Origin of the sequence: Herbaspirillum sp. GW103, from assembly GCF_000261365.1 — a bacterium.
GTDB lineage: Bacteria > Pseudomonadota > Gammaproteobacteria > Burkholderiales > Burkholderiaceae_D > Herbaspirillum.
The window spans coordinates 1037873-1054335 of sequence record NZ_AJVC01000003.1 but is presented as its reverse complement, the minus strand read 5'-3'; the positions used below and the strand labels follow the sequence as shown (position 1 = coordinate 1054335).

Annotated in this window: 16 protein-coding genes; all 16 read right to left on the bottom strand. The window is 63.1% G+C overall.

Features of this window, described 5'->3' with window-relative positions; translation table 11 throughout:
- Positions 1–89: 89 nt before the first annotated feature.
- The gene (locus GWL_RS08280) at positions 90–1829 is read right to left on the bottom strand and encodes a methyl-accepting chemotaxis protein (RefSeq protein WP_008328694.1); all 1740 of its coding nucleotides are present in this window, start codon (positions 1827–1829) and stop codon (positions 90–92) included.
- A gap of 227 nt (positions 1830–2056) precedes the next feature.
- Entirely contained in the window at positions 2057–2449 is a 393-nt protein-coding gene (rbsD, locus tag GWL_RS08275; RefSeq protein WP_034350298.1) for a D-ribose pyranase, read from the bottom strand.
- A 21-nt stretch (positions 2450–2470) separates the two neighbouring features.
- Positions 2471–3370 (bottom strand): ribokinase, encoded by a 900-nt coding sequence (gene rbsK / locus GWL_RS08270; RefSeq protein WP_008328691.1) that lies wholly within the window; start codon positions 3368–3370, stop codon positions 2471–2473.
- Between the two features lie 46 nt (positions 3371–3416).
- Complete coding sequence (locus GWL_RS08265; RefSeq protein ID WP_008328690.1) at positions 3417–4430, bottom strand: LacI family DNA-binding transcriptional regulator; 1014 nt, start codon at positions 4428–4430, stop codon at positions 3417–3419.
- A gap of 11 nt (positions 4431–4441) precedes the next feature.
- Positions 4442–5428: an ABC transporter permease gene (locus tag GWL_RS08260; RefSeq protein WP_008328675.1), complete on the bottom strand. Its 987-nt coding sequence runs from the start codon at positions 5426–5428 to the stop codon at positions 4442–4444.
- Between the two features lie 51 nt (positions 5429–5479).
- A complete protein-coding gene (locus tag GWL_RS08255) occupies positions 5480–7048 on the bottom strand; it encodes a sugar ABC transporter ATP-binding protein (protein WP_008328665.1) in 1569 nt (522 codons plus the stop codon).
- Between the two features lie 91 nt (positions 7049–7139).
- Positions 7140–8084, bottom strand: coding sequence for a sugar ABC transporter substrate-binding protein (locus GWL_RS08250; RefSeq protein WP_008328663.1), 945 nt, complete (start codon positions 8082–8084; stop codon positions 7140–7142).
- A gap of 419 nt (positions 8085–8503) precedes the next feature.
- Entirely contained in the window at positions 8504–8629 is a 126-nt protein-coding gene (locus tag GWL_RS24015) for a hypothetical protein (protein WP_008328661.1), read from the bottom strand.
- Positions 8630–9129: 500 nt separating this feature from the next.
- On the bottom strand, positions 9130–10317 hold the full coding sequence (nhaA, locus tag GWL_RS08245; RefSeq protein WP_008328655.1) for a Na+/H+ antiporter NhaA: 1188 nt from the start codon (positions 10315–10317) through the stop codon (positions 9130–9132).
- A 244-nt stretch (positions 10318–10561) separates the two neighbouring features.
- Complete coding sequence (locus GWL_RS08240) at positions 10562–10999, bottom strand: universal stress protein (RefSeq protein WP_008328654.1); 438 nt, start codon at positions 10997–10999, stop codon at positions 10562–10564.
- Positions 11000–11132: 133 nt separating this feature from the next.
- Positions 11133–11948 carry an N-formylglutamate deformylase gene (hutG, locus tag GWL_RS08235; RefSeq protein ID WP_034350599.1) on the bottom strand — a complete coding sequence of 272 codons (816 nt, stop codon included), beginning with the start codon at positions 11946–11948 and terminating at the stop codon, positions 11133–11135.
- An 18-nt stretch (positions 11949–11966) separates the two neighbouring features.
- Positions 11967–13403 carry a formimidoylglutamate deiminase gene (locus GWL_RS08230; RefSeq protein ID WP_008328652.1) on the bottom strand — a complete coding sequence of 479 codons (1437 nt, stop codon included), beginning with the start codon at positions 13401–13403 and terminating at the stop codon, positions 11967–11969.
- A gap of 117 nt (positions 13404–13520) precedes the next feature.
- The gene (locus GWL_RS08225) at positions 13521–14162 is read right to left on the bottom strand and encodes a HutD family protein (protein ID WP_050978072.1); all 642 of its coding nucleotides are present in this window, start codon (positions 14160–14162) and stop codon (positions 13521–13523) included.
- A complete protein-coding gene (locus GWL_RS08220; protein ID WP_008328650.1) occupies positions 14152–14925 on the bottom strand; it encodes an amino acid ABC transporter ATP-binding protein in 774 nt (257 codons plus the stop codon). Before GWL_RS08220 ends, GWL_RS08225 begins: the two co-directional genes overlap by 11 nt.
- Positions 14925–15590, bottom strand: coding sequence for an amino acid ABC transporter permease (locus GWL_RS08215; protein WP_008328649.1), 666 nt, complete (start codon positions 15588–15590; stop codon positions 14925–14927). The genes GWL_RS08220 and GWL_RS08215 overlap by 1 nt, the downstream gene beginning before the upstream one ends.
- A 115-nt stretch (positions 15591–15705) precedes the next feature.
- Complete coding sequence (locus tag GWL_RS08210) at positions 15706–16458, bottom strand: glutamine ABC transporter substrate-binding protein (RefSeq protein WP_008328648.1); 753 nt, start codon at positions 16456–16458, stop codon at positions 15706–15708.
- Between the last annotated feature and the right edge of the window lie 5 nt (positions 16459–16463).

The following is a 16463-nucleotide window of genomic DNA, read 5'->3' as shown; positions in this document are numbered from 1 at the left end:
GCTGGCGGGCCGGCCACGGCTATAGGAGATTGCGCCGCCTCCCTGTCGGAATAGCGGCAGCCGGGCAAGAGCGTGCCGGACGCAGCGGCTCAGAAGGTTTCCCAGAGATCTTCGTCAGCGCGTACGGCGGCCTTGCTGGCAGGGGCAGGGGCAGACGCGGGCGCCGCCACTGCCGGTCTGCGCAGAACGGGGACCGTCGCAGCTTTCCGGGTCGCCACAGTCGAACGGGCCAGCACTGCCGGTTTGGCCGGTGCCGCCACGGATACCGTGGCAGTTTGTGCCAGCCTGAAAATGCTGATCGCCGAGGCCAGCGCGGCCGCCTGCTCCTGCAAGGCTCCCGCTGCCGCGGCGGCCTGTTCGACCAGGGCGGCGTTTTGCTGGGTGCTTTGATCCATCTGGCCGACCGCCCGGTTGATTTCCTCGATCCCGGTACTCTGCTCGACGCTGGCGGCCGAGATCTCGCCGACGATGTCGGTGACGCTGCGAACGCTGCTGACCACCTGCTCCATGGTATGGCCCGCTTCAGCCACCAGCAGGCTGCCGCCCTCGACCTTGGCCACGGAGTCGCTGATGAGACCCTTGATTTCCTTGGCTGCCGCCGCCGAACGCTGCGCCAGCGAGCGCACTTCGGAGGCCACGACCGCAAAGCCACGCCCCTGCTCGCCAGCACGAGCCGCCTCCACAGCTGCATTCAAGGCCAGGATGTTGGTCTGGAAGGCGATGCCGTCGATGACGCCGATGATGTCGACGATCTTGCGGGAAGACTGATTGATTTCCTCCATGGTGGTCACCACCCGGCCGACGATTTCACCTCCCTGCAAGGCTACCTGCGAGGCGGTGGCCGCCAGCTGGTTGGCCTGACGGGCATTGTCGGCATTCTGGCGTACGGTTGAAGTCATCTCCTCCATGGCCGAGGCGGTTTCTTCCAGTGATCCCGCCTGCTGCTCGGTGCGGGACGACAGATCCATGTTGCCGCTGGCGATTTCTCCCGAGGCGGTGGCGATGGAGTCGGTACTGCGTCGCACACCAGTGACGATATCGACCAGGTTGTCGTTCATCTTGCGCAAGGCCGCCATCAACTGGCCCGTCTCGTCTCTGGAATGGGGTTCGATGCGCGTGGTCAGGTCACCGGCAGCGACATTTTCGGCCACACGGACGGCCTCGTTGAGCGGCTTGATGATAGAGCGTGCCATCAAATACCCCAGCAGGATGGCGGCCAGTACGGCAGCCACCGAGCAGGCCAGGGTCACCTGGATTGCCAGCGCGCCGTCAGCGACGGCCTTCGCACCTTCGGCGCGCAACTGGCTGTCCTGCGAATCGGCAAAGGCCGTGGCCAGAGAAAGGTACTTGTTCTGGCTGTCGGTAATCTTGCGCAAGACGAATTCGTCTGCCGCACTCCCCTGACCCGCCCGGATCAGGGCCAGAAACTGCTCCCGACTGGCATCGAAGACCTGCCGTGCATCGTCGAGCACCTTGGCCTTCTTCTGGCCGACCGCAGTGACCTGGCGCGCCGTGATCTTGTCGAGGGCTTCCTTGCTGGCGCGAACGGCACCGTCGAGCTGGCCGATGCGCTTTTCATTGCCGGCCAGGTTGCCGATATCGATGGCCATGCCGCGCAGGTACTTGATCTGCTCATTGACGCCATCGCGCAGATCGAACGCCCAGCGCACCTTCAGGTAACGGTCATTGACGATCTGGTCGATCGCGCGATTGATGTTGTTGATCTTGATGAAGGCGGTCACGCTCACCACCGCCAGCAGTGCCACGATGAAGGCAAATACGATCGCCAGGCGCGCGCCGACCTTGAGATTCCCGAAATATCCAAACATGCTGCTTCCCTATGCTGTTCATTTATTGTCTGTCTCTTCCAGTCCTCGAAGATCCAGCTTCTTGTTATCGAACAGGGATGCGAACCCCACTGCATTTTTTATTCTGGAGCCCGCATGATGCGCCAAGGAAACTCATCGCACAACTATTGCATCACACTATTTCAGCAAGTGTCGCAAAGTCATCACACAACTAGTTGTATCAATGTGTTTTCTTGTCACTTATTTGTTCAGAACACTACGCCGGCGCCCAGGATGATGTTGGCATAAGGCGTGCATTCACCGGTGCGGATATGAGCTTTGGCGCGCGCGGTAGCCTGCTTGAAAGCCTCGTGCGACATGCTGCGCGCTTGTGGCAGGTCCAGCGTGGCGATCTGTGCGGCCAGTGCCGGGCTGACGCTCTGCATCTCATCGGCCACGATGTGGAATTCGACCTGCAATTCCGTGAGCACCGTGGTGAGCACCGTCATGAAGTCGGGCACGCCGCGGGTCACGGCGAGATCGATCACCGGTACACCCGCTGGTGCCGGCAGGCCGACATCACCGATGACCAGGGTATCGCCATGCCCCATGGTGGCAATGACCTGGGAAATGGCGGCGTTGAGCAAGGCTGTCTTTTTCATGGCAATGAGAATGGAAAGCGATCAGAGCACGACTTCGTCGCGCAGGGGAATGGAAGTCTGGGCGCCCACGCGGGTCACGCTCAGGGCGGCCGCCGCCTGGGCATAGGCAAGCGCATCGAACTGGTCGCGACCTTGTGCGATGGCACCGATGAAACCGCCGATGAAGGTGTCGCCGGCTGCGGTGGTATCGACCGCCTGCACCTTGCGCGCCGGCAGATGCCGCTGCCGACCGTCGGCGAAGGAACCGTAGACCCCCTTTTCGCCCAGCGTCACCACCACATTGCGCGCGCCCAGGTCGTGCAACTTGTGCGCCAGCAAGGCAATGTCGTCGGACTGTTCCTCGGCCAGCATGGCGGCTTCGATCTCGTTCAAGATCAGGTAGTCGATCTTCTGCAGCAGTTCACGTGGCAGGGACTGCGCCGGTGCCGGATTGAGCACCACGATCTTGCCCAGGGCATGCGCCAGTTCGATGCTGTGGATGACGGTGGCCATCGGCACTTCCAGTTGCAGCAGGACGATGGATGCCTGTTCGATCAAGGGTCGGGCGCGTTCGATGCGCTCCACGTCCAGGCGGCCATTGGCGCCGGCGGCGATGACGATGCTGTTCTGGGCGTTGGCGTCTACCATGATGGAGGCGATGCCCGTGGCTTCACCGGCCACCTCATCGATGTAGCGGTCATCGATGCCACAGGCGGTAATCGACTGGCGCATCTGCTGACCGAAGGCATCCTCCCCCACGCAGGCCACCATGGCCACGGCCGTACCGGGCGCGGACAGTCGGGCGCAGGCCACAGCCTGATTGGCACCCTTGCCGCCGGGGATGGTCATGAATTTGTCGCCGGCCAGGGTTTCGCCCGGCAAGGGCATGCGCGGAACGCGCAGGACCAGGTCCATGTTGACGCTGCCGATGATGACGATCATGTGTACTCTCTTGTGCTCTCTGGTGTTCTGTTGCGTGATGCCGTGTTCAGGGGGTTTTCCGACGTGGGGCGGTCGAGCCGCGCAGCTGGAGCTGTGGCGCCACCGTCTCGCGCCGCGCCGGCAGAGCAGGATCGGCGATGCGTTCCAGCAGGAACTGCGCCGTCAGGTTGCCCAGCTTGCGGGTATTCTGTGCCACCGTGGTCAGCGGCGGATGGACGAACTGGGCCAGTTCGATATCGTCGAAGCCCACCACCGACAATTCGCCCGGCACGTCGATCTGCAATTCACCCGCCGCGCGCAGCACGCCGATGGCCATCATGTCGTTGCAGCAGAAGATGGCGTCCGGACGTGCACTGCGCTGACGGCCTTGCAGCAGCTGCATGGCCGCCTGATAGCCGCCGATGCCGCTGAAGTCCGCATGCAGCAGGTCGCTGTCGGCCAACGCCAGTCCGCCCGACTGCAAGGTCCGGCGGAAACCTTCCACCCGTTCGTCCGACAGTTCCAGGCCATCCGGTCCGGCAATGCAGGCCACGTGACGGCACTGCAACTCCAGCAGATGACTTGCCGCCAGGCTGCCGCCGAGGGCGTTGTCGGTGCTGACCAGATCAATATCGAGCTCCTTGGGCGCCCGGTCCAGCAGTACCGTCGGGATATCCAGCTTGCCGGTCGGGTTGAGGTCGGCCTGGTTCAGGGTGGCGATGATGAGTCCATCGCAGCGCTTGGTCTGCAAGACCTGCAGATAGTCGCGCTGCTTGTCCGGATCATCGTCGGAATTGCAGAGGATGACGCTGTAGCCGGCCCCGTAGCAGTGATCTTCGATCCCGCGCGCCAGCTCCGAGAAGTACGGATTGGTGTTGTTGGGAATGATCAGGCCGATACTGCCCGTGACCTTGCTGCGCAGCGAGCGCGCCAGGGCACTGGGCACGTAGTCCAGTTCCTTGACCGCGGCCAGTACGCGCTCGCGGGCGTCGCTGCTGACCGGGCGCGTCTGGTTGAGCACATGCGAAACCGTGGTGTAGGACACCCCGGCCAGCCTGGCGACATCCTTGATGGTGGCCATGGCGGTTTCGCTTAGCGTGCGTGGCGTTGACCGCGACGGCGATAGGTATCCAGGATCACGGCCACCACGATGACGGCGCCGGTGATGATGCGCTTCATCGGTTCGCTCACGCCGACCTGGGCCAGGCCGGCTTCCAGCACCGAGATGATGAGCACGCCGATGAAGGTGCTGACCACCGAACCACGACCGCCCATCAGGCTGGTGCCGCCAATGACCACGGCAGCAATCACCTGCAGTTCCATGCCCACGCCGCCGTTGGGATCGGCCGCTTCCAGGCGCGACACCTGGAACAGCGCCGCGATACCGGCCAGCGCGCCCATCAGGGCAAAGGCCAGGATCTTGCTGGGATTGGGGTTCACACCGGACAGGCGCACCGCTTCTTCATTGGTGCCGATGCCGATCCAGTAGCGACCCAGCACGGTGCGGGTCAGCACCAGTTGGGCGATGATGACGATGGCAATGGCCGCCAGGAAGGCCGGCGACATGCCCAACAGAATGGGAGAGCTGACCACGTCCACGGCGCTGCCGATGTATTCGGTGCGCGAATTGGTGACCTGGTAGGCCAGGCCGCGTGCGATTTCCAGCACACCCAGCGAGACGATGAAGGAAGGAATGCGCCAGTGCACCGAGACCATGCCGGTGAGCGTGCCGCACAGCGCAGCCACCACCACACCCAGGGGCGCGGCAGCATACAACGGCCAGCCCCAGCGCACCATGGCCATGGACAGCATGGAGGCTGCCAGCGCCATTACCGAGCCCACCGACAGGTCGATGCCACCGATGATGAGGATGAAGGTCATGCCCACCGACATGACCACCAGTGGCGGGATGTCATTGGACAGCGTAATGAAGGTCGCCGCACTGAGGAAGTTCTCGCTCAGGAAGGCGAACATCACGCACATGGCCAGGAGCGCTGCGATCAGGCCCAGGTAATTCTTGAAACCGGCCAGATAGGCCGCTTGCCGGCTGACGGCGGGGGTAGAGGAAGAGGTTTGCATCTGTCTCGTTGATTCTTGGCAGTTGATAGTCGGGCCGAGGGTGCCGGCCGCTCAGGCGGTATTGCCGGCCACGTGCGCCGTCGCGACGGCTTCCTGGCGGCCCACGTAACCACTGAAGGCAGCCGCAAGAATGCGCTCCTGCGACCAGTCATCGCGACTGAAGGTGTCGGCAATGCGGCCAGCGCTCATGACGGCAATGCGGTCACAGATCTGCATGAGCTCGCGCAGGTCGCTGGAGACCACCAGCAGGCCCTTGCCTTGTGCGGCCAGTTCGGCAAAGAGGCGGTAGATATCGGACTTGGCGCCGATGTCGATGCCGCGCGTGGGTTCGTCGAACAGCATGATGGGGCAATCGCGGTACAGCCAGCGGGCGATCACCACCTTCTGCTGGTTGCCGCCCGACAGCTCTCCCGCGGCTTGCGCCACGCTGCCGCTGCGGATGCGCAGTTTCTTCACATAGTCTTGCGCCACGCTGCTCTCGCTCGCGTGATCAAGCATGCCGACGCGGCTCACGCTGCCCAGATTGGCCAGCGAGGTATTGACGCTGATGGCTTGCGGCAGCAGCAGGCCCTGCCCTTTACGGTCCTCGGTGACCATGGCGATGCCAGCCTTGACCGCATCCCTGGGACTGCGAATGCGTGCAGGCTGCTGGCTGTCGCCGATCAAGATTTCACCTTGATCGGCACGATCGGCACCGAAGATAAGACGCAGCAATTCGGTGCGACCGGAACCGATCAGGCCGGCAATGCCCAGCACTTCACCGGCATGCAGCGCCAGGCTGGCCGGCTGCACGACGGGGGCGCGACCCAGGCCGCGGATACGCAGCACAGGGGCGCCGATGCGCCGATGTCCGGCATCCAGATCGACCTTGGTCAATTCACCGGCCATCAGTTGCACCAGTTGTTCGGTGGAATAACGGCCGATGTCGTCATTGCAGACCAGCTTGCCATCGCGCAGGACCACGATGCGGTCGGCGATGCGCTTCAACTCTTCCAGTCGGTGCGAAATGTAGATGATGGCCACACCTTCGGCGCGCAGTCGCTCGATGCGGGAGAACAGCAGTTCCACCTCGCGGTTGGTCAGCATGGCCGTGGGTTCGTCCAGGATCAGGCAGCGACAGCTGCCAATCAGGTTGCGCGCGATCTCGACCATCTGTTGATGGCCCAGGCCCAGATCACCGACCGGGGTCCAGGGGTCCAGCTCGCCCAGTCCCACCACTTCCATCTGGGCGCGGGCGGACTCGGCCAGCTTCTTGCGGTCGATCCAGCCGAAACGACGCGGCAATTTTTCCAGAAACAGGTTTTCGGCAATCGACAGCGTGGGAATCAGGTTCAGTTCCTGCATCACCATGCGGATGCCGAGGGATTCAGCCTGAGTGCGCGAGACCGGTTCATAGGGCAGACCGTCCAGCGTCATGCGACCGGCGCTGGCATCGACCAGACCGCAGATGATCTTGGAGAGCGTACTCTTGCCGGCGCCGTTTTCGCCGGTCAGTGCCAGCACCTGGCCCGGATGCAGATCCAGGTCGATGCCATCGAGCACCGGTGCGGCGTAGCGCTTGCCGATGCCGGACAATGTCAGCAGGGGCGAGCCTTGGGAGGGGGAGTCGTTGGGCTGCATGGTTCTGTAGCGCACAAGGAGGGAGAGGCAAAGCCCTGCGCCCGGTCACGGGCGCAGGCACCTTGCAAGGAAGACGCGCGAGGCGTCGGTGTTACTTGGTGACCAGCGAGACCTTGGTCTCGACCACGCCACCCAGGGCGCTTTGCGGCTTCTTCTCGGCGATCGCCTTGAGGGCGGTCTCGATGCCGAAGACGGCTTGCTGCTGGGCGAACTGGTCGACGGTGGCCAGCACGCGGCCATCCTTCAACATCGGCTTGATGGCGTTGATGTTGTCGTAGCCCACCAGCAGCACCTTGCCGGTCTTGCCGGCGGCGCGGATGGCGGCCACGGCGCCCAGCGCCATGTTGTCATTGCCGGCCAGGATGGCCTTGATGTCCGGATGGGCGTTCAGGATCGAGGCAGCGACCTTGTTGCCCTGGTCGATTTCCCACTGGCCGGACTGCACCGTGACCACGTTGGCGCCGACATCCTTCATGGCATCCTGGAAGCCCAGGGTGCGCTGCTGTGCGTTGAAGGTGGTGGAGACGCCTTCGATGATGGCAACCTTGTCACCCTTCTGCAGCTTCTTGCCCAGGTAGTCGCCGGCCAGCTTGGCGCCCTTGCGGTTGTCGGGGCCCACGAACGGCACGGTGATGCCCTTTTCCTTCAGGGCGGCGTCGTCCAGCTTGTTGTCGATGTTGACCACGATGATGCCGGCGTCGATGGCCTTCTTGACCACCGGCACCAGAGCCTTGGAGTCAGCCGGCGCGATCACCAGGGCATTGACCTTGGAGACGATCATCTGCTCGACGATCTTGATCTGGTTGGCAGTGTCCTGTTCGTCCTTGATGCCATTGGCGATCAGGTCGAACTTGCTGGCATTGGCCTTCTGGTATTCGCGGGCGCCGTTCTCCATGTTGAGGAAGAACTCGTTGGCCAGCGACTTCATGACCAGCGCCACCTTGGGCTTGGCCGGGGTCTGCGCCATGGCGGCGCCGGGGAGGACTGCACAGGCCAGAGCGGCGATGGCGAAATGGCGGCGGGTGAATTTGTTCATCTGGGTCTCCAGTATTGATGTTGCCGGCGTTTCCTAGAAGATAGACGCCGTTATCGGTGCGCAAACGTTTGCGCGGATTGGAGAATAGCACCGCAAAATCAGAAAATAAAGCTGCGGTGCAGCTTTTTTTTCATCTCGGATGAACGCGTAAGGAAGGATTCGGCAGACCGGCACCGGCACCGGAACGACAAACGGCGGGGAGCGCCGAGCGGACGCTCCCCGCCGTTGCGAGAAGAAAATGCGGTAGTGAAACGACCAAGCGCGCAGGTCACCAGCACGGCACCGTTCCCATGTCCACGCCCTTGCGCAGGATGGAAAACGGCATGCTTCAGGCCAGTACTGGTACGGACTCCCCGGCTTGCCTCGAACACGCAGCACCGGCCACAAGGCCAGTCTGCGTCAGGATGATGGTGAGAGGATCAGTGACCGAAATGCGTACGGCGCCAGACGTAGGCACCAAAGGCGCAGCTGCCCACGACCACGTACATCGCGTACCACACCAGTGCCTGGCTACCGTAGCTCATGAGCAATTCCATCAGTTTCATGCTTGTCTCCTCTGCTTTTGATGGCCGGACTGTTATTCGCCCGGCTTATCGTCCCAAGGGGTGAAAATGTCGAAACGACAATATCCCCGGCTTGCTGCGGGCGCTGTTGTCAGTAGTATCAGCGTCAGCGCCCTTCCACGCCGCGCCGCTACAGGCCCGTGCAAGTATCTTGCTACTGCCAAAAGCTGATGTAAACAAGGGCTTGTTCTGCGCAGCAGCAATTCATGGCCGAGCTCATAGTGCGCATTTCGTTGTCGTAGGGATTCACTTCGTCATGTGGAAGCGAAAGCCCGCGAGAGGCCCGTTTCCGGGTGGAATCGCACTAATGGTGTGCAATAACTTATTTTTTATATAATTTTTTGCATTGCAAAACAAAAAGTCGGTAAATCGTCGCCAAATAGCGACTTGGTGCGTCTCGTAAGCGTATTTATGATGTTTATGTAGGACATCGCGCCAAGTGGATACGAGGAAAAAGAGACGCACCGAGATGTTCACGCCGCTTATATCTCCTTGCGCCACAGCACCAGGGTTCCCAGCATTCCGGCCAGGATGGAGCCGCCCAGTACGCCCAGTTTGAGCTTGGCTTCGAAGTCCGGGCTCAATCCCTGGAAGGCCAGGCCGCCGATGAAGAGGCTCATGGTGAAGCCGATGCCGCAGAGCACGCAGACGCCCACGAACTGTCGGGTGCTGGCGCCGGCAGGCGCGGCCGCCAGTCCGCTGCGGATCATCAGCCAGGCCGCACCGAACACGCCGATGGTCTTGCCCAGCACCAGCCCGCCGGCGATGCCCAGCGGAATCGGTTCGAACAGACTGCCCAGCGACATGCCCTGCAAGGACACGCCGGCATTGGCGAAGGCAAACATGGGCAGCACCAGGAAGGCCACCCAGGGATGCAGGCCATGCTCCAGGGCGCCTGCCAGCGGCTGGTCGTCGGCATCGCGCATGGGGATGGCCAGCGCGGTGACCACACCGGCCAGGGTGGCGTGAATGCCGGACTTGAGCACGCACACCCAGATCACCAGCCCGACGACGATGTAGATATCGGCGCGCCGCACACCGCTGCGATTGAGCAGCAGCAGCATCAGCGTCCCGACTCCGGCACCGGCCAGCATGCCCAGCGAGAGATGGTCGGTATAGAAGAGCGCGATGACCACAATGGCGCCCAGGTCATCAATGATGGCCACGGCCGTGAGGAAGACCTTGAGCGAGGTCGGCACGCGCGAACCCAGCAACATCACGATGCCGATGGCAAAGGCGATGTCGGTGGCCGCCGGAATGGCCCAGCCGCGCAGGGCCACCGGGTCGCCCAGGTTGATGAGGGCATAGATGCCGGCCGGCACCAGCATGCCGCCCAGGGCCGCCGCCGCTGGCAGGATGGCCTGCTTGCGCGAGGCCAGTTCGCCCTCGACGAATTCACGCTTGATTTCCAGCCCGACCAGGAAGAAGAAAACCGCCATCCACAGATCGTTGACCCACAGCAGCAAGGGCTTGGAAAGGACCACCAGGCCGCCGATGTCGACCGTGCCCGGGATGCGGGTGAAAGCCTCGTAGGTGTCTCGCCAGCCGCTGTTGCTGATGATCAGGGCCAGTACGGCCGCGATGCCCAGAACGATGCCGCCAGCGGCTTCATGGGCGAAGAATCGGGCAAAGGCGTTGCCGCCTTGGTGCTGGTGAGGGGATGGGGTCAATGCGGGCTCCTTGTTGTCGTCATCAAAACAAGGCCTGACTGTAACAAAGGCGGCGGCTTTTCTCCAATCTTTCGGCCGAAGGCTGGCCATGCGCGGACAAAAAAAATGGGCCGTCCCTCTCCACAGGAACGGCCCGACCCTCCACACCACAAACCTTCATGACGGTATCTTGAACCGTCCGATGCGCACGCATTTCATGCGCATCTCTTCATCTCCTCATCTTTTCGGCAATCAGCGATACCAATCAGCGATACACCAGCACGGGAACCTTGCTGTGTGCCAGCAGCTTCTGCGTCTGGCTGCCCAGCAGCAGCCGCCCCAGTGTGGAACGCGCCTTGGAGGCCATGATGATGGCATCACAATGCTCGCGCTCGGCTACGCGCATGATTTCTTCGTAGGGACGTCCGCCCTGTGCCACCTGCACGGTGCAGGGCACGCCTTCTTTACGGGCCATCGCGGTGATCATCTCGACGCTGGCCATTGCGCGTTCACGCCCGGCCTCATCGGTACGCGCCACATCCACGCCGACGCTGACTTCGGGAATCGACAGGGCCCGCAGGTTGCCTGCCACCGACAAGCCGACCAGAGTGCTGCCGCAGCTCTTGGCCAGCGCGATGGCAGCCTTCACGGACTCGTTGCATAGACGGGAACCATCGGTTGCCAACAGGATGTTCTTGAACATGATGACCTCAGCAGGTGACTGGAATGCGTTGACTTGGTATGACTGCATACTAAGCCTCACCTGCATGGACGGATTTGACATGTATCAAGCCGTACCGGCTGCAGCGTCACAGCCGCCCTGCCTTTGCGCTGGATCAAATGGCGCCGGCCGCGGCGGGTCGAAACGCCATGAAGCGCCTCACCAGTTGCGCCAGCACCGGCCTGACCTGCTCTGCCAGCGCGGCCTGCAGGGCGTAGGGCGACTGTTCCTGCATGTAGCTGCGCTGGGCCAGCTCCAGCTGGATGGCGTACACCTGCTGTGCCGGTTGTCCGTAATGCCGGGTGATGTAGCCGCCCTTGAAACGGCCATTGAGCACCGCCGGACTATGCGGTGCCAGTTGCTGCGCCAGCGCCAGCAAGTCCTCGCCCACGCCGGGGGCGCAGGCGGCGCCGCTGGCCGTGCCGAAATTGAAGACCGGCAGCTCGCCGTCAAACAGGTGCGGAATCACCGAACGGATCGAATGGGCGTCCCACAGCAGCGCGTAACCGTGCAGTGACTTCAACCGTGCCAGCTCGGCCTGCAGGGCGGCGTGATAGGGATGCCAGTAGCGTTGCAGGCGCCGTGCGATCTCGGTGGCATCGGGCTCGCAGCCATCACGGTAGAGCGGCAGATTGTCGAAGGTCGTCAGCGGACACAATCCGGTGGTGTTCTGCCCCGGGTACAGGCTCTGTCCGTCCGCCGGCCGGTTGAGATCGATCACGTAACGTGAATGAAAAGGACGAATTACCGACGCCCCAAGATCGGCCGCAAAGTCATAGAGTTCGGCGATGTGCCAATCGGTATCGTCGACCTGCAAGCCGACCGGGCTGTAGGAGGACCGCAGTTCCTCCGGTAGCAGCGTACCGACGTGTGGCATGGAAATGAGCAGCGGCGAGCTGCCCTGGTGAAGCTGGTAGATCGCATTGGGCATGTCTTGCATGGAACTTCCTCACTCTTTCAACAAATCGGCCATCGTGTCGCGATAGGCGCGGCGCGCCTGGTCCTGCAAGGGGTGCTGCCCGGCGCTGACGACCCGACGCCCGCCGACATGGACATCCCGGATGGGCTGGCCATCGTGTTCGCAAAATACCAGCGCCGAGAGCAGTTGCGCCGGACTGCGGTCGGCCAGGTTGACATCATCGCCGTCGAGGATCACGAAATCGGCCTGCTGTCCCACGGCCAGCCCGGCGACCGCGCGGCCGCAGGCGGCGGCACCACCGGCGACGGCCTGGATGAACAGACGGTCGGCCGTGGCCGGTGCCGCTTCGGACGCCAGGACATTGCGTCGCCGGTGATGCAGCCGCTGTCCGTACTCCAGCAGCCGCAATTCGGACCGCGGGTTGATGGCGATATGGCTGTCCGAACCAATGCCCCAGGGCGTACGGGAATGCAGCAACTGCCCGGCATCGATGATGCCATCACCCAGATTGGCCTCGGTGGTGGGGCACAGTCCCACCACCGCGCCACTGGCCGCCAGCGCCTGGTATTCCGCCTGATCCATGTGGGTGGCGTGGATCAGGCACCAGCGGCCATCCACTTCCTGCAGGGAGAGCAGCAACTGCACCGGGCGCTGGCCGCACCAGGCCAGGCAATCCTGGATTTCGCGCCATTGCTCGGCGATGTGGATGTGGACCGGGGCGTCGTGCCCGCCGCGCTGGCGGCGCAAACCGATGACCAGTTCCTCCAGCCCCTGTGGCGACACCGCCCGCAGCGAATGCGGTGCCACGCCATAGCGGCGCATCGGGTTCTCCGGCAAGGCTTGCAGCAGGCGTTCGCGCAGCGCCAGCAGCTCATCGGGGGAGCTGATGAAGCGCGCCTGCTCGCCCGAACTGGGCTGGCCGCCAAATCCGCCGTACTGGTACAGCACCGGCAGCAGGGTCATGCCGATACCGACATCGGCCGCCGCCTGCATCAGCCGCAGGGCCAGTTCGGCGCGATCGGCATAGGGCAAGCCGCCTGGGGCATGATGCAGATAATGGAATTCGCAGACCGAGGTGTAACCGGCCTTGAGCATCTCGATGTACAGATGACGGGCGATGGCTTCCAGATGCTCGGGCTGCAGGCGCTGGGCAAAGCGATACATCAGCTTGCGCCAGCTCCAGAAAGAGTCCGACGGGCTGCCCATGACTTCGGTCAAGCCGGCCATGGCGCGCTGGAAGGCATGTGAATGCAGGTTGGGCATGCCGGCAATCACCGGCCCGGCGGCCTGCCTGGCCGTGCCGCAGGAGCTGCCGGCGCTGACCTCAATGAGCCTGCCGGTATCATCCCAGCGCAGCAGGACGTTGCGCTGCCAGCCATCCGGCAGCAGCGCCAGCGGGCAGAACAGCGCCTGCTGCTGTGGATGCGCCTGCGCTTGTTGCAGTGTTGGTTCGCCAAGCGATGCCATGTGCTCACCTTTGTTATTGGCGGTTGTGTAGTGTATGCCGGACCTCGCTCTGCCGCTTGCAGCGGGTGGAATCAGTGCGATATCGGCGTTTCGAGGCTCACCTGCTCGTTCTTTCCGTCACCTCGGGACGATGCAGACCAGCAATGCAATTGCTCCCGGCGCGCACAGAAGGTCCGGCATTGCTGCGCCATCGCCCGGAGCCAGGCGCGCAAATTCGCCCGCGCGCAGGGATTGTTGCAGGCCATGTTCATCGGACAGGCAGGCCGAGCCCTGCGCCACATACAACAAGGTACTGTTGCCGGGCAGGCGGCGGGAATTGCGCTCGTCCAGTACCACTACCCTGCCCTCTGCGAATTCGCGCCGCACCATCAGGTTGAAGTCCAGCGTCGGTGCACCATGCAGCCGCACCTGGACCGCTTGCTCGCCGGGGAAGGCATGCGGGACAAAGCAGTGCGCCAGATCGTGCACCTGCCGCCCCGCACTGTGCATGGTGAAGCCGCCGCCTTCGAGCAGAACGATGGTGCGGTCGATGCCCTCGAAGCTGGAAAAATCGGCATCCGCGCCCACATCGGCCACGCTCACGCGCCACACGAAACTGGCGAAATCAGCCTCCGGGGGCTCCACGCACAGTTCGCGGGTCTGCCCGCCCTCGTTCTTCCAGGGCACGGCATCCACCTCGCCCAGCGCACCGACAAACCGGATGGCGCCAGTCCGTGACGGCGGCCCGGAGACCGCCAGTCTACCGGCCTTACGCGTCATGGCCCACCTCGCGGGCCAGCATGGTTTGCAAGAAACTGCGGGTGCGCGCCTCACGAGGTGAAGTAAAAATCTCGGAAGGGGGGCCGGATTCGACGATGCTGCCGTGATCCATCACCACCACCACATCGGCCACCTCGCGCGCAAAACCCATCTCGTGCGTGACGATGAGCATGGTCATGCCTTCGCCGGCCAGGTCCTTCATCACTTGCAGCACTTCGCCGACCAGTTCCGGATCCAGCGCCGAGGTGGGTTCGTCGAAGAGCATCACCTTGGGCGCCATGGCCAGCGCACGGGCAATGGCCACCCGCTGCTTCTGGCCACCTGACAGGGTGCCGGGATAGTCCCTGGCCTTGTGCTCCAGCCCGACCTTCCTGAGCAGTTGCAGCCCCTGCTCCTGGGCCGTCCTGCGCGGTACGCCGCGCAGGCAGGTAGGCGCCAGGGTGATGTTGTCCAGCACGCTCAGATGGGGAAACAGGTTGAAGGACTGGAACACCATGCCCACCTCGGCACGCAGGGCGTCGAGCATGGCTTCGGGCATCATGCGTCCGCCCTCCACCACCGGATGTCCGCTCACCACTACCGTGCCGCCCTCGGCGGTCTCCAGCCCGTTGAGGCAGCGCAGGAAAGTACTCTTGCCGCTGCCGCTGGGGCCGATGATGACCACCACCTGACTGGGTGCCACGACAAAATCGATATCCTTGAGGACCAGCTGGCTGCCGAAGGATTTGCGCAAGCCCTTGACGTTGACCATGAGTTCTTGCATCACACCCTCCCTTCCGAACGCAGGACCTTCTCGATGCGGCGCAGCGCCAGCGTGGTCACGCTGGTCAGCACCAGGTAGATGAGCGCGATGACCAGATAGGTCTCCAGCGAGCGGTAGGTAATGCTGATGATCTTCTCGCCTTCGTGCATCAGGTCGGCGATGGTCAGCAGCGAGACCAGAGCCGAGTTCTTGATCAGCGCGATGAATTCATTGCCCAGGGGCGGGATCATGCGTACGAAGGCCTGCGGCAGGACCACGCGCCGCATCGCCATGCGATATGGCAGACCCAGCGAGCGTGCCGCTTCCATCTGCCCGCGCTCGATGGACTGGATGGAGCCGCGCACGATTTCAGAAATGTAGGCGCCGCTATAGATGCCCAGCCCGAGGATTCCGCACACGTAGGCCGGCAGGATCACGCCCACGTGCGGCAACCCGAAGAACCACAGGAACAATTGCACCAGCAAGGGCGTCCCCCGCACCAGCGTGAGATAGAAGGTACACAGTCCGTAGAGCAGGCGGCGCTGCGGGTTGAGCCGGCCCAGTCCGACCAGCAGGCCCAGCACGCAGCCCAGCACCAGCGAGGCGGCGGTGATTTCCACGGTCACCAGGGTGCCGTGGAGGAGCGAGGGCCAGCTGTCCCAGACGCCCGAAAAATCCAGTTTCATGAGGTGCTCCGGCAAAAGGAGGCCCTGGCCCGGCCGGCATCAAGCAGACCAGGTCGAGCATGCACAAGGAAGATGGAGGTGCCCGGTGCAATGGCCGGGCCAGGCGTGGAGGCGCTTACTGTTTCTTGCCGAACCACTTGTCGGTCAGCGCGTCGTAGGTCCCGTTGATGCGCAGCGTCTGCAGCGCCTTGTTGAGATGCTCGGTGAGCACGGTATCGTCCTTGCGCAGGGCAAAGCCATACAGTTCGGTCGTGAGTCCCTTGTCCAGCACCCGCACCAGCGGCTGGGTACGCGCATATTCGACCGCAGCCGGACGGCCGGTCACCACCGCATTGACGCGGCCGGTGGCCAGCAGATCGAACATGGCCTGGTTCTTTTCGACTTCCACGCGTTCCACGCCGGGGAAGTTGTCACGCAGATAGCTCACCGACTTGGTGCCGACCTGGACCGAGACGCGCTTGCCGCGGTTCAGGTCTTCCGGCACCTTGATGCTGTTGTCGTCACGCCGCACCAGCACGGCCAGACCACCACGGTAATAGGGATCGCTGAAGGTGACCACCTTGCGACGCTCGTCGGTCATGTAGATGGCCGAGGCGGCAATGTCGAAACGGTTGGAGATGAGGCCGGGGATCAGGCCCTTGAAGTCGATGTCGACCCACTGGATCTTCTTGCCCATGGTCTTGGCCAGGGCTTCCATCAGTTCGACATCAAAGCCGGTGCGCTTGCCATCCTTGACGAACTCCATCGGCGGGAAGGTGGCATCGGTGCCGACACGGATCACGTTATCGGCAGCGCGGGCGGCCGGCGCGACCGCCACCAGCAGGGACAGGCTGGCCATAAAGGCGCAAAGCAGCTTGGAAAGCTTCATCATGA

Bases quoted from the DNA above. Each gene is read 5' to 3' on its own strand.
- GWL_RS08280 (WP_008328694.1), bottom strand. From the start codon at position 1,829: ATGTTTGGATATTTCGGGAATCTCAAGGTCGGCGCGCGCCTGGCGATC.
- rbsD (WP_034350298.1), bottom strand. From the start codon at position 2,449: ATGAAAAAGACAGCCTTGCTCAACGCCGCCATTTCCCAGGTCATTGCC.
- rbsK (WP_008328691.1), bottom strand. From the start codon at position 3,370: ATGATCGTCATCATCGGCAGCGTCAACATGGACCTGGTCCTGCGCGTT.
- GWL_RS08265 (WP_008328690.1), bottom strand. From the start codon at position 4,430: ATGGCCACCATCAAGGATGTCGCCAGGCTGGCCGGGGTGTCCTACACC.
- GWL_RS08260 (WP_008328675.1), bottom strand. From the start codon at position 5,428: ATGCAAACCTCTTCCTCTACCCCCGCCGTCAGCCGGCAAGCGGCCTAT.
- GWL_RS08255 (WP_008328665.1), bottom strand. From the start codon at position 7,048: ATGCAGCCCAACGACTCCCCCTCCCAAGGCTCGCCCCTGCTGACATTG.
- GWL_RS08250 (WP_008328663.1), bottom strand. From the start codon at position 8,084: ATGAACAAATTCACCCGCCGCCATTTCGCCATCGCCGCTCTGGCCTGT.
- GWL_RS24015 (WP_008328661.1), bottom strand. From the start codon at position 8,629: ATGAAACTGATGGAATTGCTCATGAGCTACGGTAGCCAGGCACTGGTG.
- GWL_RS08240 (WP_008328654.1), bottom strand. From the start codon at position 10,999: ATGTTCAAGAACATCCTGTTGGCAACCGATGGTTCCCGTCTATGCAAC.
- hutG (WP_034350599.1), bottom strand. From the start codon at position 11,948: ATGCCCAATGCGATCTACCAGCTTCACCAGGGCAGCTCGCCGCTGCTC.
- GWL_RS08230 (WP_008328652.1), bottom strand. From the start codon at position 13,403: ATGGCATCGCTTGGCGAACCAACACTGCAACAAGCGCAGGCGCATCCA.
- GWL_RS08225 (WP_050978072.1), bottom strand. From the start codon at position 14,162: ATGACGCGTAAGGCCGGTAGACTGGCGGTCTCCGGGCCGCCGTCACGG.
- GWL_RS08220 (WP_008328650.1), bottom strand. From the start codon at position 14,925: ATGCAAGAACTCATGGTCAACGTCAAGGGCTTGCGCAAATCCTTCGGC.
- GWL_RS08215 (WP_008328649.1), bottom strand. From the start codon at position 15,590: ATGAAACTGGATTTTTCGGGCGTCTGGGACAGCTGGCCCTCGCTCCTC.
- GWL_RS08210 (WP_008328648.1), bottom strand. From the start codon at position 16,458: ATGAAGCTTTCCAAGCTGCTTTGCGCCTTTATGGCCAGCCTGTCCCTG.